We start from the raw sequence: 20,884 nt of genomic DNA on the forward strand, positions 1-20,884 counted from the left end.
TTATCAACTATAAAATTAACTTTTGGGCTGTTTTTCAACTGGTGCAGTATTTCCAAACCATTTTTCGTTAATCTTTTTTAAAGTACCATTTTTGTATAGTACATATAACCCGTGATTGATTTTTTTGCGGAGCGTTACATCACCCTTACGAATTCCAACTGCAAATTGTTCCTTTGGAAAGCTACCCTGAATTTCTCGATAACTATTTGGATCATTTTCTTTTTTAATGTAATAACCTGCATAAACGTCATCAATCAATAGGCCCTGAATCCGATTAGCTCCCAGATCGATAAATGCATCATTAAAGGAGTCATAGAGAATAGGCGTTTTATTTTTGATCTTATTTTTTAGAAGCTGAGGTTGTTTATCAACATCCTCCGCACCTGAAGAACCGCTTTGAACACCCAGCGTTTTTCCAGTCATTTTTTGAAAGCTCGTAATATTTTGACTTCGTTTACTAACTAAAACCTGTTGATTAGCTAAATACGTGTGGCTAAAGCTAACTACTTTGGCGCGTGCGGGTGTCACCGTAAACCCATTCCAAATCAAATCGATCGTCCGATTACGCAGTTCTGTTGTATTCATGGACCAGTCAATACTTTGAAAATCGACTTTAATTCCATACAGTTTAAATACGGCTTTAGCTAGATCAATATCATAACCAGTCAATTTACCGTTTTTTTCACGAAAGCCCATTGGTACAAAACTATCATCTAATCCAACAACAACGGTTCCCCGTTTTTTAATTGTTTGCCAATAATCAGTTGTATTCGCCCGTTTCGTTGCATTTTCACAACCACTCAAACTAGGAAGTAGTACTAGACAAACTGCCATCATGAGAAAAATTAATCTTAACTTTTTTTTCATCTCATTACCTCCCATCCCTTATTTGATCGGTGAAACATGTAATTGCTTATCAGCAACGTCATTGGCAAAATCCATATCATGGGTAACCACAATTTGAGTCATACCATCTTGTTTTAAGCCTTTAATAATTTTGCTGACTTCTCCGCGCAATTCAGGATCCAACGCAGAGGTAGGCTCATCGTAACACAGAATTTGAGGATGCATTGCCAAAGCCCTGGCAATTGCAACCCGTTGCTTTTGACCACCAGACAATTGATAAGGATAAAGATCTTCCTTGCCATCCAGTTGCAATCTTGCAAAACTTTCTAACGCTTCTTTCTTTACAGTTGCCACATCCTTTTTCAAAACTAATTTAGGCGCCAACGTCACATTATCCATAACCGTTAAATTGGGAAATAGTTGAAAATCTTGAAAGACAACACCAATAACACTTTCATTACCACTGTTTTCATAAGGATCAAATTTTTGATCATTTATGTAAAACCCACCAGCATCTATCTTTTCAAGTCCACTTATGCAACGAAGCAAGGTCGTTTTACCGGCTCCAGAAGGCCCAACAATTGTTAAAATTTCACTATCCGGAACATCAAAAGATAATTTATCAATAATAACCCGTCCGCCAAACGTTTTCGTTAAATCCTTAATTTTTAACATATTTGAACCTCCTTAGCGCCAATAGGCAAAGTGTTTTTCAATTCGACGTAAAATATACGTACAGATCGCTGTTAAAAGTAAATAAATAATACCAACAAGTAGCAGTGGTACTAAGGTAACATCTCGAGATGAAGCCACATTTCCGGCCCGTAGCAAATCACCAATTCCAATGACGTAAACTAACGATGAATCCTTAACCAAATTAATAACTTCATTTCCAATCGATGGTAAGACAATTTTTGCTACCTGTGGAATAACAATTTTTCGAATGGTTTGCCAATAAGATAACCGCAATACTTTTGCTGCTTCATATTGACCACGATCAACGGATTGAAGCCCACCACGGAATATTTCGGCAAAATAAGCCGCATAATTAAGAATAAAAGCAAACAGGGCCGCATCATATCTTTGAAATACAATTCCAACAATTGGAAGACCGTAAAAAACAAAAATTAATTGTAATAGTAATGGTGTCCCTCGCATCAACCAAACATAAAAATTCAATATATATCGTATAGGACGAAATTTAGAAACAAGTCCAAGTCCAAAAATCATTCCGATTGGTAACGCACCGATCAATGTCCAACAAAAGATCTTCAATGTCATGGTTGTTCCAGATAATAGCGATGGCAAAATTTCTGATATATAGTGTAAAGAAAACATCTTATCCCCTCCAATTTTATGTATAAAAAAAGCCTCTTGAACTATAAATAATAATTCAAGAGGACGAGTAAGCGCGATTCCACCCCTGTTCGTAATTGCTTCACAACAATTACCTCAGCAAGTTAAACCTACAAAAAAATCCCCTTGGGTAAAATACCCAAGAGGACGCATCAACGTGGTTCCACCTCATGTTTCTGATAATCTCACAATTACCAGCTCAACAAGTTATAAGTTCAACTTTATGAGATAACGATCACCCGTACTTTCCTAATTAGCTCAGAAAGTAAACTCGCAGATGTGTTTCAAACAAGATACATGCTTTAATCTCACCATTTAAAGCTCTCTGAAATGATTTCTTGTTTTACTCTTCCGTTCATTGTTTTTTAATGTTGTATTGAATATAAAACTTTTTTTTGTTCGCGTCAAGGATTTTTAAAAAATACTTTTAGAATTTTATTCTATGCTTCTAAAGTTTGCCCCACGCGTGTGCCGAAAGAGACTTTTAATCGGTAAATACAAAATCACAAAGAAACATAAATTTAATGCCAATGTTGGTGCGAGATTATATGCCACAAAGGCTGATGAACTAATACTTGTGTAGTGAATCATTTCAAAAATAATGTAAAATGCACTTTCATAAAAGGTCAATGCCAAAAAGAAAGTTAATAAGATTGAAAGAAACGTTGGTTTAAAAAATACTTTGACCCACTGAATGATTAACACCATAACCGGCAGAATAAACATGTTTACTCCGAATACGCCAGTATAATACCAATCAAAAACAAGTCCCACAGCCGCAGCCCATGTTGCAATTGGTAAGTTAGTCTCCCCTTCAAAGAAGATTCCTAACACCAACCATAGGATAGTTAAATTGCTAACCATCGAATAGGGATAAGCAAAAAGGGATCCTGAAAAAATCAAATTAATCGAGCCATCTAAAAATAATGATAGGAAAAATCCAATTGGAAAAATATATTTTAATTTAGCGCTTTGTAACATTGAAGTATCCTCCATCCCAATTGATTAATTTAATTCTGCAACTGAGACCACATTAATACTACTCATATCTGCCGCAGGTTTAATGTACACTTCAGTAGCTAAACCACTGCTGTTCTTTTTAGTATCCACTACTTTCCCAACGTATAGGCCCTTAGGAGTTACCCCGCCTAAACCTGAAGTTGTCACTAAAGAACCCCTTTTGATCTTAGCTTTTGAAGTGACTTGTCCCATCACAATCTCATTTGTACCCCGATCAAAACTTGTAACGATTCCATTAACTGAACTTCCAGTTTCGTCTTGTACTTGAATTGCAAAACGGTTAGCTGAATCACTACTGTCACTGATTAGTTCCACCTTACTAGTTGAATAGCTGGCTTCAATCACTCGCCCGATTAAACCCTCTCCTGCAATCACTGATTGATTCTTTTTGATTCCTGACAACGTTCCTTTGTTGATCACAACAATATTTTGCCATGACGAAGGAGCTCGTGAAATTACTGTTGCCGTCACCAACTTATAATCTGTCATTGTTTTCTTTAAACTTACTTGTTGCTTTAACTGTTTATTTTCTTGTTCTAATGCTTGATCCCGTGAGCGAACTGCTTCTAGTTGATCCACTTTCCCTTTTAACCGCTCATTTTCTTGATAAGTGTTAATGATTGAATTTAGAGATCGTGAAGTATTGCTAATTGCATTCATTGGATAAGCAACTACACGATCAACTAACGCAACTGCATCGTTACCTACTTTTTGAACAATTGGTGTCGTAGACTTTTTTCGAGTCGTTACAGATAGGGTCACTAAACCAACCGCGATAATCACACAAATTACAGCGATTACTAACTTTCGATTCGAAAAAAACTTTTGCATGGGTAGACCCTCCGAAGATTATTTGTATCACATAGATACTTAACGACACCTAAACACAGTTTGTATTATACCACAGAAAAAATCACCATAGAATATCGTTCCACACCATTTAACACACCTTAAGAATTTAAGACAACATCAATTGTTAAGCTTCTAAATAAGGTGTTGTTCTGCAAAGCTATAGTAATTATCACTACCAGTAATAATATGATCCAAAACTTCAATTCCCATTAAAATGCCGCACTCTTTTAAACGTTTAGTAAATTTGATATCTTGTTCTGATGGATTAATTTCCCCACTTGGATGATTATGGGTAACCATAATTTTATTAGTTCCAACTCGCAAAGCCTCGAAAAAGATTTCCCGCGGATGAACCGTTGCTGAATTTAAACTGCCCTTAAAAATTACTTTTTGAAAAATAATTTTATTTTTCGTGTTTAAACATAGTAACGTCAGTCGTTCTTGACGATATCCTCGTTGAACGCAAATTAATTTTTCACCAATTTGACGACTGCCAAAAATTTCGCCAATTATCTTTTGCGGCGCTAATTCAATCCTTCTGCCCAATTCAACGGCAGCTAAAAATTGTCGATTTACTTCTGGCACCCCGGGAAAAATCATTTTCTTCTCTGAATTATATAATAACGAAAACAATGATAAATCAGGAACCACTTTCCAGAATTGTTCAATAGTTTCTGTAAGTTGTTCCATCCCAATTTGGTTTTGTAAAAATATTTGCAAAAATTCTTCATTCGTGAACTGATCCATCTCATCATAAGCTTTTCGTGATTCTTTAATCTGTTTTACATTTTCCACTGCTCTCACTCTCCCCTAAAAGAAAGTACGCACAGAATTGGTTAGGAAACGAATAACTTACGAACATCAGAAATAAAATACAGGGAACCCGTAATTAGGAGCAAGTCGTCACTCGACATTTCATGACTTGCCTGGTCAATGGCTAATTGCCAGTTTTCCTCAGTTTGAACTGAATTTGCCGTTTTGACACTAGTTTGTAACTCCGACAAACTTGCTGCTTTTCGTTTTCCGGGACCCGCAAATGTTGTTGCAATAATATGCACATTAGTTAAGCTTCCCAGTGTTTCAATCATTTTATGATATTGTTTATCTTCTAAAATCGCAATTACCACATAGACTTCCATCTGCTTAAAGTGCGTAGCTAACAAATTCGTCACTTCCTGCATGGCAGGTTCATTGTGAGCCCCATCTAAAACAACTAGTGGCTGATCATTTACACGCTCAAACCTACCGGCCCAAAAAGCATTTGCCAATCCCTGTTTCACGTTTTTTTCTGTGACCGAAATGTTTTGTTTTGCCATAAAAGTCAAGTATGCTTCCAAAGCAGTAGCCGCATTATTAATTTGATAGTCGCCTAACATTTGAATTTTTAATTTTTTAAATTGCACGGTGTCTGTTTCAAAATTGAACCGCTGTGACCACAAATCTTGATATTGACGTTTAGAAACACGATAATCACGATTAAAGCACAACAGTGGGCTGTGCTTTTCAGAAGCAACTTTTGTAATTGCTGTGAGCGACTCTTCATCCATCTGACCAATTACAGCCGGAATTCCATTTTTGATAATTCCAGCCTTTTGGGTCGCAATTTCGGTCAAGGTGTTTCCTAACAACTTCATGTGATCAAAACCAATATTGACAATCACTGAAACAGCTGGCGTTAAAACATTAGTAGAATCAAATAACCCGCCAATGCCGACTTCAACCAACACAATGTCGGCATGTCCTTCAGCAAAATAAGTAAACATCATAGCAGTGATAATTTCGAACTCGGTTGGGCCACCCTCCGGTAACTGCGCATCCAATTTTGCAATTACTGGATACAATTTTTGCACCAGTCGCAATATTTCTGCATCACTGATTGGTTGGCCATCGACACTAATTCGTTCGTTAAATCGCACTAAAAACGGGGAAGTAAACGTACCAACTTTGTAACCTGTCTCTTGTAGCATTCCTCGTAAAAAGGTCAGGGTTGATCCCTTTCCATTAGTTCCCGCAATGTGAATCATTGTAAGCTTATCTTGTGGATTCCCAAGAACTTCCATAAATTTTTTCATCCGTTTTAAAGTCGGAATCTTTTTAAATTTTGTCCGGCCATGAATAAATGCAACGGCCTCTTCATAAGTATTTATTTCTGCCACTTTACTAATCTCCTCAAACTGAAAAAAGAGACCGAACAAACGGTTAAGTTTTGATCGCATCTCTTTTTCATTTTTATCAAATTTCTTATTAGGCATTTCCCAAAGCTACTTTGCCTCTTGAACTGTCTTCAATCTTTCCTGTGTTGCCACTAATTTAGATTGATAATCAGCCTGTTTCTGACGTTCACTTTCGACAACTTCATCAGGAGCATTGGCTACAAAACGTTCATTTCCCAATTTCTTAACCGAACGTTTAACTTCATTTGTATATTTATCGACCTCTTTTTGAAGGCGAGCAGCCTCTTCTTTTAGATCAACCAACTCTGCTAATGGAATATAAACTTCAGCATCCGTAATAACTGCAGACATCGCTAGTTTTGGCACTTCTAGATTAGAACCAACCTCAAACTTAGCTGGATGACAGAAACGGTCGATGTAATCTTGATTACTCTCAAACAAGTTCTTCAGATTTTCATTATCCGTTTTTACAAGTAAATCAACAGAACTAGACATCGGCGCATTTGCATCTGCACGGATATTTCGAACTGCTTTGATCAAATCAATCAAATGACCCATATCGGCTTCAGCCTGAGGATTAGCCATTTCATCGTGAACAGTTGGATAAGCTGCCGTCACAATTGAATTGCCCTTATGTGGCATTGCTTGCCAAAGTTCTTCAGTTACAAATGGCATAATTGGATGTAATAGTCGTAAAGTTTGATCCAAAACATAAGCCAAAATATTTCTTGTGTTTGCTTTAGCCTCCTCATTGTCACCAGTTAAAATTTCTTTACTCATTTCAATATACCAGTCACAAAAGTCATCCCAGATAAAGGTGTAAAGAGCGCGACCGGCCTCACCAAATTCATAAGTATCAAAGAAATGGGTAACTTGTTGAACAGTGGTATTCAAACGACTCAGAATCCACTTATCAGTTAAATTCCATTCTTTTTGATCTGGTAAAACTGGTTTAGTCATTTCGCCAAGATTCATGATGACATAACGACTAGCATTCCAGATTTTATTAATAAAGTTCCAGGCCGCATCCATTTTGTCATAACTGAAACGAATATCCTGGCCAGCCGTTGAACCTTGTGATAAGAACCAACGTAGTGCATCAGCCCCGTATTTATCAATCACATCCATTGGGTCAATCCCGTTACCCAGAGATTTACTCATCTTGCGTCCTTGTTCATCACGAATTAGACCATGCAGCAAAACATCTTTAAACGGTGGTTTCCCAGTAAATTCAAGACTCTGGAAAATCATTCTAGAAACCCAGAAGAAGATGATATCATACCCAGTTACCAGCGTGCTGGTTGGGAAATAACGTTTATAATCTGGTGCATCTTCATCTGGCCAACCCATTGTTGAAAATGGCCATAGTGCACTAGAAAACCAGGTGTCCAAAACGTCTGGATCCTGTTCCCAGTTTTCGATATCTTTGGGAGCCGTCTCACCCACATAGGTTTCGCCGGTTTTCTTGTTGTACCAGGCAGGGATTTGATGTCCCCACCATAATTGACGTGAAATAACCCAGTCATGAGCATTTTCCATCCATTGCGTAAACGTGTGCTCAAATCTTTCCGGAATAAAATTAATTTTTTGATCCGTTTTTTGATTATCTAAAGCCAACTTAGATAAATCTTTCATCTTTACAAACCATTGTGTTGATAAACGCGCTTCAACCTGAACCCCAGTCCGTTCTGAATGGCCCACACTATGCACAATTGGATCAATCGATATTAAGTATCCTTGATCGTCTAAATCTTTCACCATTGCTTTACGAGCAGTGAAACGGTCCATTCCTTCATATTTACCGGCGTTACTATTCATTGTAGCGTCTTCATTCATGGTGTTAATTCGTGCCAAATCATGACGATTACCAACATTAAAATCATTAGGATCATGAGCTGGCGTAATTTTTACCATCCCAGTTCCAAACTCAGGATCTACATATTGGTCTGCAATAATTGGAATATGACGTCCCTGCAGTGGCAAGACAAGCTCCTTGCCGACAATATCTTTATACCGTTTATCACTTGGATTGACCGCCACCGCAGTATCACCCATCATGGTTTCAGGACGAGTTGTGGCAATTTCAATATAATGTTTACCATTAAATGTATCTTCAGGATTAAGAAATGGGTATTTCACATGATAAAAGGCACCCTTATCATCCTTATGAATAACTTCAATATCAGAAAGAGCCGTTCTAGCCTGTGGATCCCAGTTAATAATATACTCACCACGGTAGATTAGTCCCTTGTTATATAACGCAACAAAAACCTTACGCACTGCCTTAGAAAGACCATCATCAAGCGTAAACCGTTCACGTGCATAATCTAATGAAAGGCCAAGTTTTGCCCATTGTTTATGGATAACATCAGCGTATTCATCTTTCCATTCCCATACCTGTTTAACAAACTTTTCACGGCCAAGATCATACCGAGAAATTCCTTGTTCACGTAACTTAGCCTCAACTTTAGCTTGAGTAGCAATTCCAGCGTGGTCCATCCCTGGCAACCATAAAGTATCATAGCCTTGCATCCGTTTTTGACGAATCAACATATCTTGTAAAGTTGTATCCCATGCGTGACCCAGATGTAATTTTCCAGTTACGTTTGGCGGTGGAATAACAATTGAATACGGTTTAGCCTTTTTGTCACCACTTGGTTTAAATAATCCTTGATCTAACCATTGTTGGTATTTTCCCTGCTCAACTGCTTTAGGATCATACTTCGTTGGCATTTCTTTTTTTCCTGTCATTGTATCGTCCTTTCTATACAAAAAGCATATCCATCCTAAAAAAAGGACGAATATGCTTCGCGGTACCACCTAATTTGGGTTTTTAACCCCACTCAGTTTTTTCTTAACGGAATTTAAAAATTTCCGGCTATCCCTACTAGATAATTCAGAATAGCGGCTCACAATCTACAAGACGTCTTGATGAAAACTTTCAGCTATCATTTTCTCTCTTTTTACCCAAAACATCCCTATTGCTCATTGCCTGTATAAGCATTTTATAACAACAATTATAGATTAGTCAACATCGGTCGCATATTTTTTTATTGCGTCCAATGCTTCTACATAATTCGGTTCATCGTGAATTTCTGGCACAATCTGTCGATACACAATTTTGCCTTCAGCACCAATAATAAATATAGTTCGTGCTAAGAATCCGTCATTAGGAATATAAAGATTCATTTCATAACCTAAAGATAGCTCTTCATCTGATAAGATTTCTAAATTTTTAACGCCTTCTGCGGCACACCAAGCCTTTTGTTCTGCAATGGTATTATTTGAAACTGTCACAAAACGAACGGATGGATAATGATCAGCCTGTTGATTGAACTTCTTTGTTTCAAGTTTGCAAACTGGCGTATTTAGATCCGGAACTGTACTAATTAACGTTGGTTTGCCAATTAAATCCTTAGTCTTTACCTTTTGATTGTTAGCATCAAATAATTTAAACTTTGGTAATTGCTCGCCAACTTCTGGAGGGTTACCAACAAGGGCAACCTTTTCTCCACCACTTAAAACATCCACACTTATCACTCCTCAAATTCCGTAAATTTGGCTCTCGAAAGATTAAGTTAAACATAACCCATTCCACAACAACAATCAATTAAAAAAACTGTTTTTAAAGTAATTCCGCAAAAACGTCTTCATTTTGGTTCAAGAAATTTTGGCCTGCTTTTATTTCGCTAACCTGAACGCCATCAATGGCCTCTTTCATTAACCCTTCAACATCAATCCGCTTTTCATAATAACGGGTTCGTTCTGTATCAGGTTTTGTCTTTGGCGCTGGTGGTGCAAAAATAGTACAACAATCTTCAAATGGCAAAATTGATAAATCATAAGTCCCAATCTCTTTTGCTTTTTTAATAATTTCAGTTTTGTCTAAAGAGATCACTGGGCGCAAGATTGGCATATTAGTCACATCATTAATAGCTTCCATACTCTCCATCGTTTGGGAAGCAACTTGCCCCAGAGACTCACCATTAAAAATGGCCTTTCCTCCACGTTTCTTAGCAATTGCCACTGCAATCCTTAACATCATTCGACGTTGAACTGTCATTAAGTAACCCTCAGGAACCTTTTCTTTAATCTCTTCCTGAATTTTAGTAAAAGGTACCTGAATAAATTGCAAACTTCCGGCATAGGCTGCTAAGTGTGAAGTAAGCTCTTTAGCCTTAGCCAACGCCTGTTCACTGGTATATGGCGGACTAAAGAAGTGGATCATTTCCATGTCAACGCCACGTTTCATTCCCAGGTAACTAGCAACTGGTGAGTCAATTCCACCGGATAACATCATCATTCCTTTACCAGCAGTTCCCACTGGCAATCCACCAGCCCCTTGAATCGTTTCACTCGAAAGAAACACACCGTTATTTCTTACTTCAACTCGCAAAATAAGATCTGGATGATGCATTTTAACCACTGCTTCAGGAAAATGATCTAATACAAAACCGCCTAAATCGTCATTAAGCTCATTGGTATCCATTTCAAAGTTGTGATCTGATCGACGTGTATTGATCTTAAACGTCATTCCTGGCTTTAGCTGGTCAGTCATCATTTTCAAAACGCCCTCGTGAATGGCCTTCATGTTTCGATCAACTTTAAGAGATGGTGAAAAATTTTGAATCCCAAACACTTGTTTCAGCCGTTCAATAACAGCTTCTGAGTCTTCGCCATTCAATGTCACATGAGTCCGATCTCGTTTGGGATAAATCTCAAGTTTGGGAAAGTTATGAAGACTCTTACGGATGTTGCCACCCAAGCGGCTTACAAAATCGCGTTGATTTTTACCTTTTGTTGATAATTCGCCGTAACGAACCATAATCTCTGTATACTGCATATTGTGAGTAACTCCTTGTCTTTTCAACCGCTAATTTAATTTGGCAAATTCAGCGTATAATTTATCAAAAACTTGATTGAATTTTTCGGCTTCTGCCACTGTATTTTCTGCATCTAAACTAACTCGAATGGCACTCGTTGCGATGTCTTCCGGCGTTTTCATTGCAGCTAATGTACTTGACTCTACTTGTTTTTTTGAAGAGCAAGCACTAGTTGTTGATATAAAAATATCGTACTTCTCAAAAGCATGGACCACTGTTTCCCCGCGAACCCCTTTGATGGCAAAACAGAGAATGTGTGGTGCAAACCCCTCGTTTCGGTGACTGAACATCGTCACATTTTCAAATTTGCTAACATGGTCATAAATCGTTTCTTTGACTGATTGCTGCTGTTGCACGTTCTGCTTTTCGTTCTGTAAAAGCAACCGTAAAGCCTTTGCCATGCCAGCAATTGCAGGCAAATTTTCAGTTCCACTTCGTTGATTCTTTTCCTGACCGCCACCGGTCATCAATGGCGCGATTCTTCGGCCTTCACGAGCATAAATAAAGCCAATTCCTCTTGGCGCATGAAACTTGTGCCCTGAAAATGTAATGAAGTCAACCCGATCATTAAAAATCTGAGACTGAATTCCCTTACCAATTCCTTGTACAGCATCAATATGAAAATGAATTTTAGGATATTTTTTTAAAACCTCAGCGGCCTCTTTGATTGGTTGTAAGGTACCAATTTCATTATTCACAGCCATAATCGAAACTAAAATTGTGTCTGGCCGGATAGCATCTTTTAAATCTTGAATCGAAATTCTTCCCTCTTTATCAACGGGAAGGTAGGTAATCTCATAACCTAGTTGCTTTAACTGTTCCATACTGTTTGTAATTGCTGGATGCTCAACTGCCGTCGTAATGATATGTTTACCAAAAGTACGCTTTTCAATTGCCGTACCTTTTACTACCCAGTTATCTCCCTCAGTACCACCACTCGTAAAAAAGATCTCATGTGGTTTTACATTTAGAAGATCAGCAATTTGTTTTCTAGATTGTTCCAATAAATTAAATGCAAGTTCACCCATGTTGTGCAAACTTGAGGGATTTCCCCATATTTTTTCACTCACTGTTTGATAGGTCTTTAAAACCTCAGGAGCAACTTTTGTTGTTGCACTATTATCAAAATAAATCATTCTATTTCTCCCACCATTATTCGGCATAATCCTTGTTAAAAACCATTTCTAATTATAACAACCCATTCAATGTTGAACAAGGTCATTACAACAACCCTAACTATAATACTCAATAACTGTCTTAAACACAAAGTATTCATATTGAGTTCCAGTATGATGAATTAAAAAATAGCAGGAAGAATTCAAAATAAATTCTTCCTGCTATTTTTAATTTCTAGCGAATAATTAATACTGGGTATTTTTCTGATCTTGGTAACTTTGTGTTAACTTATCTACCATGCCTGGTTCAACAGCCTCCAAAGCACGACTAATCACACTCAAGCTCTGTGCGTAGTCATAATCTTCATCAAATAATTTTTGTGCTCGTTTGCTAGCATTATCAACCGCTTCATTGCTGTGGCGATAACGATTTGTATATTGAATGATTTGTTCACTCAATGCCGCATTGTCAGTAATTTCAGTCGTCTTTTTAGCTAATGTCTTCATATCCTTATCAATCATACCCAATTGCTGATCGATTTGTTTCATATCAATTTTAACTTGATTCATGTTCTCTGACAGCTTTTCAATTTCATCACTAACCACGAAAAAGTAATCCATATAGCTGGCCGGAATTCCCGGTAAATTAAGATTTTCGATATGTCGTTTGATTTCATGAATTTCAAGATCAAACTGATGCAGAGTTCTTCGTGAATCTTTTTCTTCCTCAATCAATTTTTGAATACTATCATTAATTGCTGTTTGTTTTGATTCAATATCATCTAACTGGTCATTTTCTTCATGCATCCGCTGTAAGATTTCTGAATAAACAACTGGTTGATTAGTAATAGCTTCTGCATCCTGATCATGTTCATTGCGAATGTCTTGTAAACGTGCCTCAAGATCATGTGCTTGGTCATCTTCTTTACCATTTAAAACATAACTTTGCCCAAGTCGATCAATTTCAATTAACAAAGTATGACTTTGCTTTTCAGCATGCTCAATATAGTCCGCAATCGTTTGAAAACTTCCATCAACCTCTGTTCGAGCATCAATTTCTGTTTGCATAGCGTCGTATAAACCATCAATCCGATTAGCAATTGTTTCGTTGTTTCCTTTGACTGCATCTAAACGTAAATTACTAAGCGTATCCAAGTTCTCAGTAACTTTCTGTGAAATATCATTAATATCATCAGGAATTCTTTCGTCCGTGAATGCATAATTATGATTAATCAATTGACTGTAAGCAGTCTTAATTTCATCTAACTGACCAGGAAAAGTTTCATTTAACTGAATGTACAAATCTGGAATTGCCTCTAAATTGCTTTCCAAATTTTTTGTATTACTTTGTAATTGTTGTAACTGTCCTTGAGCCTTCTTGTGATCACCACTCTCAACAGTTTGCGCAAAGTTTTCAAAAGCATTTTCTAAACGTTGAAGATTGTCATTTAACATATCAATGCTTGGCCCATAAGTCATATTTTTGGCCAAAAGCGTTTTTCTTAAATCTTGATATTTATGACGTAAAACCTTGACTTCATTTTGCTGATCTTCATTTTCTTGTTTAATTTGATCTAAAGCCGCTTGAATTCGATCAGATTCAGACTGAATAACTTGAATCGCGTCTTTAATTCCCGCAACATCTGAACGAGCATCAAAGATCTTCATATCATTTACATTTTGTTGACCCGTTTCTGCTAACTCATCAATTTCCGGAAACTTATTGTTTTTGACATTGCGGTAGTCATCTTGAAGATTTTGGTATTCCTCTAAGGAAGAACCCGCCAAATTTATGTTGCCAATTTCATCAAGATCGCTAGCAACGGGTAAATCCATCAAATCATTTTTCTTATTTACAAGATCCGTAATTTGTTTTAATAAATATCGCTGATAGAGAACAATTCCGATATATATTAGAATTGCCACCACGATTATACCAATTAATACACCCAACATGAGAACCCCATCCTTTTATGCCATTTTTTTCATTTAAAAATGAATTTTGTTGCTTTCTCGTTTTTTTCAATATAAAATGATATCCAAGTTAAATTATAGCATAGGATTTCGCTGTTTCACTATGTGATTTTTATATTTCTAATTCAATATGGAGGAATTTATCATGGCAAAAAAAACACTTTCACTGATGAATCAACAATTAGATGCACTTCTGCATGGTGAAACTAATTTAATCGCTAACATGTCCAACGCATCAGCGCTCTTAAAATCTAGCTATTCAGATATTAATTGGGCAGGTTTCTATCAGTACGATGCATCCGCTGATGAATTGGTTCTCGGACCTTTCCAAGGAAATGTTGCTTGCATGCACATTGCAAATGGAAGTGGTGTTTGTGGAACTGCCCTTTCTACGGAAAATGTTCAAAGGATTGCTAATGTTCATGAGTTTGCCGGGCACATTGCTTGTGATAGTGCCAGCAATTCAGAAATTGTTGTTCCACTAATTAAAAATGGTCACAAGCTAGGCGTTTTAGATATTGATTCACAATCACTTAATCGTTTTACTTCTGATAACCAAGAAGAATTAGAAAGTTTTGCTGCGGTTTTCTTGTCCCACGTTGACATGCCGGCTTAACTTGTTGTAAACTGAGCATTGTGTAAAATAATGCAGCGGCGAGTGGTAAGCTCGTCAACAGACTGGTGCCATTTCTTTGGTTCAATTAGTAACCTGCGGCTGCAAAAGGTGAAAATTGCAAAACATTCTGCACGAATACTAAACTCGCAATCGGATTATTTTACTCCAACAAAAATATTGGAGGATATACTTTATGTCTCGTTATACAGGTCCAAGTTGGAAAATTTCCCGCCGTTTAGGTATTTCATTAAGCGGTACTGGTAAAGAACTAGCTCGTCGCCCATATGCCCCTGGTGATCACGGCCAAAACAATCGTCGTAACATTTCAGAATATGGTCAACAACTTCGTGAAAAACAAAAGTTGCGTATGATGTACGGTTTAACTGAACGTCAATTCTCAAACTTATTCAAACGTGCTGGTAAGATCAATGAAGGTAAACATGGTGTTAACTTCATGATCATGCTCGAACGTCGTCTCGATAACGTTGTTTATCGTTTAGGTTTGGCAACAACTCGTCGTCAAGCACGTCAATTAGTTAACCATGGTCATATCACGGTTGATGGCAAACGTGTTGACATTCCTTCTTACGAAGTTGAAGTTGGACAAGTTGTTGGCGTTCGTGAAAAGTCAAAAGATTTGAAGATCATTGGCGAAGCTGTTGAAGCTGTTGTTGGTCGTCCTCAATTCGTTAAATTCGACGCTGATAAGTTGGAAGGTTCATTAACTCGTCTCCCAGAACGTGAAGAGTTAGAGGCCGATATCGATGAATCACTAATCGTTGAATACTATAACAAACTTTAATTTTTAATTATTGTTTGTTTCAAAAAAGCATTTGGGATTTCTTCCAAATGCTTTTTTATTTGTCCCAAATTTCTGCCAGTTGCTGAATCGTTCGTTCAATAAGTCGCATAACCTCCTGCTCATCTTTTAATTGTAACTCGTCGTCTAACCCACACCGACCAATCAAAAACTCTGCTTGCTTGTGTTTTTCATAATTAGATAACTGATTTTCATAATTTGTAGGTGTTAATGACACCTCACCTTTAATCATATGATTATTAGAAAGAACAAATGGCGCTCCTAGATCTAAAAAGTTTGTCTGTTTTTGTTTCAATTTTTTTATAACCGTTTCGCGTTCTTGGATATTTGTTTCTAAATCGAGCCAAATAAATAACCGATCATCCCAAATACCAACTTCATAATGTGGAATCATTTTATAACCACGCTTGTGCTCGCCAAATGCTACCCAGGTATTCATAGGTGGATTAACATGCCGGCGCGCGTGTTTTGCTATAAATGCTTGGTATTGATGATCATTCGTATTTAAAATAGGTAAAATTTGCTGACTAACTTCTTCAAAAAACGGATCAACTTGTTTCCGAATCAAAGCTAATCGTCCTTCAACATCAGGTTCTTTAAAAACTGAAAACAATCGATCACTGAACATCTTCTAGTTCCCCACTTTCTCGTGTGCGCTTAATCTTAAAACAAGATTGAACTCCCTCAAAATGCTATACTTATTATACTATCTAGAAAGGATTGTGAGCGCAATGGCTAATAATTCAAATGATGTTAATACCCGTTTACAGGATGCTGCTCTTGGCACTCCAAAGCTAAATCCAGATGAACAACGAAAATATCTGGGAACTTTTCGAGAACGAGTTGCCGTTACCATGTCAGTAAGTCAGTTAAAATCAAATCAGTACCAGGATACCTTCATTCAAGAATTAAAGAAACATCCTGATTATCAGCTCTTCATTAATGGTAATGTCGGACAAGAATTGATCGGTCCTTATATGAAAGCGGCTAGCCAAATTTCTCTAAAATTTACAATTAAAACTGATGATATTTATACCACTGCCGATCAGAGCCTAGCCTTAGTCTTGGCGTCTAAAGAATCAATCAATGTGCAGGATATCGATATTAGTCACTTTCAATCATCAAAGACACCGACTAGCAATCAAGAAAAGCCAAAATCTTTATTGGATAAATTGAAAAATAGTTTTTTGAAGTAGGAGTTTATCATGCAACAACCTTTAGCGTACCGAATGCGTCCCAAAAGAATTGAAGATGTCGTGGGTCAGCAACAATTAGTTGGCCCAGGCAAAATAATTTCACGAATGGTCAAAGCAAAATTGCTTTCTTCGATGATTTTATATGGTCCCCCGGGCACCGGAAAAACAAGTATTGCCAGTGCAATTGCTGGTTCCACCAAATATGCTTTTCGCAAGCTCAATGCAGCTACTGATTCAAAAAAGGATCTGCAAATTGTTGCGGAAGAAGCAAAAATGAGCGGCACAGTTATCTTGCTTCTCGATGAAATTCACCGATTGGACAAAACTAAACAAGATTTCTTACTCCCCCATTTGGAAAGTGGCCGCATCATTTTAATCGGAGCTACAACCGAGAATCCTTACATTTCAATCAATCCCGCCATAAGAAGTCGAACCCAGATTTTTGAGGTTCATCCGTTAGACGCGGATGATATAAAAAAAGCCATTAATCGGGCCCTAACTGATTCAGAAAATGGTCTTGGTAAACTTAATATTAACGTCACAATACCTGCAATGAATTTTTTGATTCATTCCACTAACGGTGATTTACGAAGTGCTTTAAATGGTCTAGAACTGGCTGTTATGTCAACTACCCCTGATGAAAAAGGAATTATAAAAATTTCTCTTGACGTAATTGAAGAATGCTTGCAAAAAAAGGCACTTACCCAAGATAAAAATGGCGATGCGCACTACGACGTTATTTCTGCATTCCAAAAATCCATTCGTGGTAGTGATGTCAATGCAGCACTTCACTATATGGCACGGCTTGTTGAAGCCGGTGATCTTCCAAGCATTACCCGTCGTTTAATGGTCATTGCCTATGAGGATGTTGGCCTCGCAAACCCGCCCGCCTGTGCACGAACTGTTACGGCTGTGCAAGCCGCCGAAAAGCTTGGATTTCCTGAGGCAAGAATTCCTTTAGCTGATGCTGTTATCGAACTTTGTTTGTCACCCAAGTCTAATTCAGGAATTTCAGCGATGGATGCTGCCCTAGATGAAGTAAAGACAGGTAATTATGGAGACATCCCAGCAGATTTAAAAGATGCTCATTATAAAGGCGCATCCAAACTGGGGCACGGCAATCATTACAAATACGCCCATGCCTACCCTAATGATTGGGTTAAACAACAGTACTTACCAGATAAAATAAAATCTGCGGAGTATTATGAGCCTAAACAAAATGGTAAATTTGAACAAGCATTGGGCGCTCAATATAAACGACTTCTTCACGCCCAACGAGACTAAAAGGGATAAGGTTAGTGTAAGGTTTTCCTAGATGGTCAATAAAATTCTAGGAATATTCATTTTGAGTTGAATATATAGAAAAAGACCTGTAGCCTTTTAATCGACGAAGATTAAAGGAAAGGATACAGGTCTTTCATGTATATTTTAGCAGATTTTATTGAATCATTGGGAAATTTAGACAGTTTATTTGATTTAGAGGAGCAGGTAATTCTTCATCTTAGGAAGTCATTCCAGCTGGTTGTAGCTGAATATCTGAGGCAATTAGATGAAACACTCGTTCCATCAATTCCGGCAGAAAATACATTCATTAATCGACAGGCCAGAACAATTGAGTTTATGTTTGGCGCCGTGAATTTTGAAAGAAGATGTTATCTTCGACCCAATGGAAGTTATTACTTCCCGTTGGATGAACAACTTCAGTTGGAAGAAAGAAAAAGAATTTCACCTTATTTTAAAAGTGTCGTTGCCAAAATTGGGCAAACGACAACGATGAGAAATACGGCCGCAATGATCAATCTGGCAAGTCAGACGGATATTAGTGCCTGGTCAGTAGACCGAATTATCAGAGACATGGCAGATACCGTGAAGACAGAAGAAAAATCGTCCGAAGAGAAACTAGTTAAGAAACGAAAAGTTGAAAACTTAGTGGTTGAAGGCGATGCCTTTGAGATACACAAAATTAATCGACGAAGACAAGACGTCCACCATTACATTGTTTTTGAATCAGGATTAGATGGAACAAGATCAAACAAAGTTGAGTTTGTTGGTATCAATCAAAAAAAGGTTCAAAAACGAGTAACTGACTACATTGAGAAGTATTATAAAATCAGTGAAATGACCGTGTTTACAGCAAGTGATGGTGGCCCAGGGTATAACCCGAAAAGTATGCGAGAAATAGTTCCGAGTGCTCAAAGAGTTGAATTTACTATCGATCGGTATCACTTTGTCAAAAAGATTAAACAAACCTTTGGTTTATTTAATCCATTGGTTGATAAGGCCGTTAAGAGCGTTAGCCTGTATGATCAGAATCAGTTAAACGTTATTTTAGATACATTTGAGTCGCAAATTAAAACTGATAAGGAACTTGAGAGCCTAAGGGTCCTAAGACAATATTTGGCAAGAAATTGGCAGTTTATAAAGTCTCCACACGATCGTGGCTTCATGAGGGTCGGCAAATTGGGATCCGTTGAAAGCTCACACAGAGCGTACACGTATCGAATGAAAAAGCAAGGCAAAGTATGGTCCGAAAAGGGCCTTGAGGCTATGTTGAAATTAATTGAAGCTCGGGTAAACGGTAAGCTAGATAAATACTTACGTGGTGGTTTAAGAAAGTTACAAGAGCTAACGATTGAGATCGCTACGGAATCATTGAAGACGTTGAGTCCAGCTCAGCTGAGCAACAAGCACCATTCTAAGCATATTGGAGTTCTTTCAGGTAAAATACCAGTTGATGCCCCAACAAGTAGCCCTATCGGAGCAATGGCAAAAATATTTTCAAACTAATTATTGTGTATAAATATTTGGTTGATTATAAGGCACCTAGGAAAACTTGACACATACGGGATAAGCAAAAAATTGAACTTTCTGCTTACTCATGCTAAAATGAACTTGAAATTTCTTTGGTGTACGCGTTGTTTCATTTATGTACTGCCGTTCAAATAATTTGTATAGGGACTGAGGGTATCTGGTGGCATGTAGGCCTTTAATTAGGAAACTTAAAGCCAGATCAATTGGTCCCACCGCTAAATATACTTGCGGGCTTTCACTGGGAAACGATTAACGGCACCACGAAGGGTTTCGGGATTAGGACATTACGTACTAATCCCTTTTTGTTTAGTTTAAATAAACTCAAAAAATAATAATTCTGTTGAATGGAGCGTCTCCCATGTTAATTTCAATCCTTATGGTTGTTTTTTCAATTTTATTAGGTACAATTGGTATCTATCTTTATCGACATCAACAACGTCCCTTTTTACTCTTTGATCCAACAAATCAACCTGCTCTCCAAGAGCTTTTACGTATCGGTGGGATCGCCCTTTGCCTAATGGCAGTCATTGCCTTTGTTATTGCCTGGACCCATGTCACGATCCTAATTTGTATTATCTTACTCCTTGGTTGCTTTACAACTACGGGTATCCTAATTGGATTAACTCATTTTATGCCCTAGAAAAAAAGAAAACGCTCTTTTTTCTTTTTATTTTGGCAATTTTAACGTAAAATGAAGTTATAAAGTTGGAGAGGTGATTTATATGACACAACAATATAAACATATTTTGGTTCCTGTAGATGGTTCGCAAGAAGCAGAATTAGCTTTCGAAAAGGCCGTGGCAGTTGCCAGACGAAATAAGGGTGCCGAATTACATTTGGTTCACATTGTTGACACTCGTGCTTTTCAAAACATTTCGAGTTTTGATACAGCTATGGTAGAACAATTGACAGAAACAGCGAAGACAACCCTTGATAAATATATTAAAGAAGCAAAGGACAAGGGCTTGGAAAACGTTGACTATTCAATTGAATATGGCGCACCAAAAGTTGTGATCGCAAACGACATGCCTAAACAATTGCATACTGATCTTATTATGATCGGTGCAACTGGATTAAATGCCGTGGAACGTCTCTTAATTGGATCGGTAACTGAGTATGTTACAAGAACTGCAAGTTGTGACGTCTTGGTTGTTCGGACTGATTTAGATAACCAACCCGTTAAGCTTAATAAATAATTTTTTCACAAGTAAACAAAAGTCG

At 37.5% G+C, this 20,884-nt stretch carries 20 protein-coding genes and 2 other annotated features; of the genes, 7 read left to right on the forward strand and 13 right to left on the reverse strand.

What is annotated here, in order from left to right; genetic code table 11:
* Positions 1 to 15: 15 nt before the first annotated feature.
* From ADU73_RS02885 to ezrA, 12 genes are all read right to left on the reverse strand, one after another.
* A complete protein-coding gene (locus tag ADU73_RS02885; RefSeq protein WP_056986081.1) occupies positions 16 to 867 on the reverse strand; it encodes an amino acid ABC transporter substrate-binding protein in 852 nt (283 codons plus the stop codon).
* An 18-nt stretch (positions 868 to 885) separates the two neighbouring features.
* Positions 886 to 1,521, reverse strand: coding sequence for an amino acid ABC transporter ATP-binding protein (locus ADU73_RS02890; RefSeq protein WP_046870897.1), 636 nt, complete (start codon positions 1,519 to 1,521; stop codon positions 886 to 888).
* Positions 1,522 to 1,533: 12 nt separating this feature from the next.
* Positions 1,534 to 2,184: an amino acid ABC transporter permease gene (locus ADU73_RS02895; RefSeq protein ID WP_046870896.1), complete on the reverse strand. Its 651-nt coding sequence runs from the start codon at positions 2,182 to 2,184 to the stop codon at positions 1,534 to 1,536.
* Between the two features lie 158 nt (positions 2,185 to 2,342).
* Positions 2,343 to 2,570: a binding site (T-box leader), on the reverse strand.
* Positions 2,571 to 2,637: 67 nt separating this feature from the next.
* Entirely contained in the window at positions 2,638 to 3,183 is a 546-nt protein-coding gene (gene mreD, locus ADU73_RS02900) for a rod shape-determining protein MreD (RefSeq protein WP_046871370.1), read from the reverse strand.
* A 24-nt stretch (positions 3,184 to 3,207) separates the two neighbouring features.
* Positions 3,208 to 4,053, reverse strand: a complete 846-nt coding sequence (gene mreC / locus ADU73_RS02905; RefSeq protein ID WP_056986083.1) for a rod shape-determining protein MreC — start codon at positions 4,051 to 4,053, stop codon at positions 3,208 to 3,210.
* Between the two features lie 153 nt (positions 4,054 to 4,206).
* A complete protein-coding gene (radC, locus tag ADU73_RS02910) occupies positions 4,207 to 4,869 on the reverse strand; it encodes a RadC family protein (RefSeq protein ID WP_052694493.1) in 663 nt (220 codons plus the stop codon).
* A 41-nt stretch (positions 4,870 to 4,910) separates the two neighbouring features.
* Positions 4,911 to 6,230, reverse strand: coding sequence for a bifunctional folylpolyglutamate synthase/dihydrofolate synthase (locus tag ADU73_RS02915; protein ID WP_226996043.1), 1,320 nt, complete (start codon positions 6,228 to 6,230; stop codon positions 4,911 to 4,913).
* A gap of 105 nt (positions 6,231 to 6,335) precedes the next feature.
* Positions 6,336 to 8,999 (reverse strand): valine--tRNA ligase, encoded by a 2,664-nt coding sequence (locus ADU73_RS02920; RefSeq protein WP_056986084.1) that lies wholly within the window; start codon positions 8,997 to 8,999, stop codon positions 6,336 to 6,338.
* Positions 9,000 to 9,038: 39 nt separating this feature from the next.
* Positions 9,039 to 9,246, reverse strand: a binding site (T-box leader).
* Between the two features lie 26 nt (positions 9,247 to 9,272).
* A complete protein-coding gene (locus ADU73_RS02925) occupies positions 9,273 to 9,779 on the reverse strand; it encodes a peroxiredoxin (protein WP_062913164.1) in 507 nt (168 codons plus the stop codon).
* 94 nt (positions 9,780 to 9,873) lie between these two features.
* The gene (gene thiI / locus ADU73_RS02930) at positions 9,874 to 11,091 is read right to left on the reverse strand and encodes a tRNA uracil 4-sulfurtransferase ThiI (RefSeq protein WP_046871374.1); all 1,218 of its coding nucleotides are present in this window, start codon (positions 11,089 to 11,091) and stop codon (positions 9,874 to 9,876) included.
* 30 nt (positions 11,092 to 11,121) lie between these two features.
* Positions 11,122 to 12,267, reverse strand: a complete 1,146-nt coding sequence (locus ADU73_RS02935; protein ID WP_056986085.1) for a cysteine desulfurase family protein — start codon at positions 12,265 to 12,267, stop codon at positions 11,122 to 11,124.
* 225 nt (positions 12,268 to 12,492) lie between these two features.
* On the reverse strand, positions 12,493 to 14,202 hold the full coding sequence (ezrA, locus tag ADU73_RS02940) for a septation ring formation regulator EzrA (RefSeq protein ID WP_046871376.1): 1,710 nt from the start codon (positions 14,200 to 14,202) through the stop codon (positions 12,493 to 12,495).
* 163 nt (positions 14,203 to 14,365) lie between these two features.
* Between ezrA and ADU73_RS02945 the strand changes: the two genes are divergently transcribed.
* Together ADU73_RS02945 and rpsD are read left to right on the forward strand one after the other, a co-directional pair.
* Positions 14,366 to 14,836, forward strand: coding sequence for a GAF domain-containing protein (locus ADU73_RS02945; RefSeq protein ID WP_046871377.1), 471 nt, complete (start codon positions 14,366 to 14,368; stop codon positions 14,834 to 14,836).
* A 193-nt stretch (positions 14,837 to 15,029) separates the two neighbouring features.
* Positions 15,030 to 15,638, forward strand: coding sequence for a 30S ribosomal protein S4 (gene rpsD / locus ADU73_RS02950; RefSeq protein WP_046871378.1), 609 nt, complete (start codon positions 15,030 to 15,032; stop codon positions 15,636 to 15,638).
* A 55-nt stretch (positions 15,639 to 15,693) separates the two neighbouring features.
* On the opposite strand, the gene ADU73_RS02955 is transcribed toward rpsD, so the two are convergent.
* A complete protein-coding gene (locus ADU73_RS02955) occupies positions 15,694 to 16,284 on the reverse strand; it encodes a DUF1054 family protein (RefSeq protein WP_052694494.1) in 591 nt (196 codons plus the stop codon).
* A gap of 103 nt (positions 16,285 to 16,387) precedes the next feature.
* Between ADU73_RS02955 and ADU73_RS02960 the strand changes: the two genes are divergently transcribed.
* The 5 genes from ADU73_RS02960 to ADU73_RS02980 all read left to right on the forward strand — a co-directional run bounded on the left by ADU73_RS02960 (position 16,388) and on the right by ADU73_RS02980 (position 20,859).
* Positions 16,388 to 16,852 (forward strand): YueI family protein, encoded by a 465-nt coding sequence (locus ADU73_RS02960; protein ID WP_046871379.1) that lies wholly within the window; start codon positions 16,388 to 16,390, stop codon positions 16,850 to 16,852.
* A 9-nt stretch (positions 16,853 to 16,861) separates the two neighbouring features.
* Positions 16,862 to 18,136, forward strand: coding sequence for a replication-associated recombination protein A (locus tag ADU73_RS02965; protein WP_046871380.1), 1,275 nt, complete (start codon positions 16,862 to 16,864; stop codon positions 18,134 to 18,136).
* 135 nt (positions 18,137 to 18,271) lie between these two features.
* A complete protein-coding gene (locus tag ADU73_RS02970) occupies positions 18,272 to 19,639 on the forward strand; it encodes an ISLre2 family transposase (RefSeq protein WP_062913107.1) in 1,368 nt (455 codons plus the stop codon).
* Positions 19,640 to 20,021: 382 nt separating this feature from the next.
* The gene (locus tag ADU73_RS02975; RefSeq protein WP_046871381.1) at positions 20,022 to 20,303 is read left to right on the forward strand and encodes a hypothetical protein; all 282 of its coding nucleotides are present in this window, start codon (positions 20,022 to 20,024) and stop codon (positions 20,301 to 20,303) included.
* Between the two features lie 82 nt (positions 20,304 to 20,385).
* Positions 20,386 to 20,859, forward strand: a complete 474-nt coding sequence (locus tag ADU73_RS02980) for a universal stress protein (protein ID WP_062913165.1) — start codon at positions 20,386 to 20,388, stop codon at positions 20,857 to 20,859.
* Positions 20,860 to 20,884: the final 25 nt, after the last annotated feature.

The sequence above is a fragment of the Pediococcus damnosus genome, assembly GCF_001611155.1.
Taxonomy (GTDB): domain Bacteria; phylum Bacillota; class Bacilli; order Lactobacillales; family Lactobacillaceae; genus Pediococcus; species Pediococcus damnosus.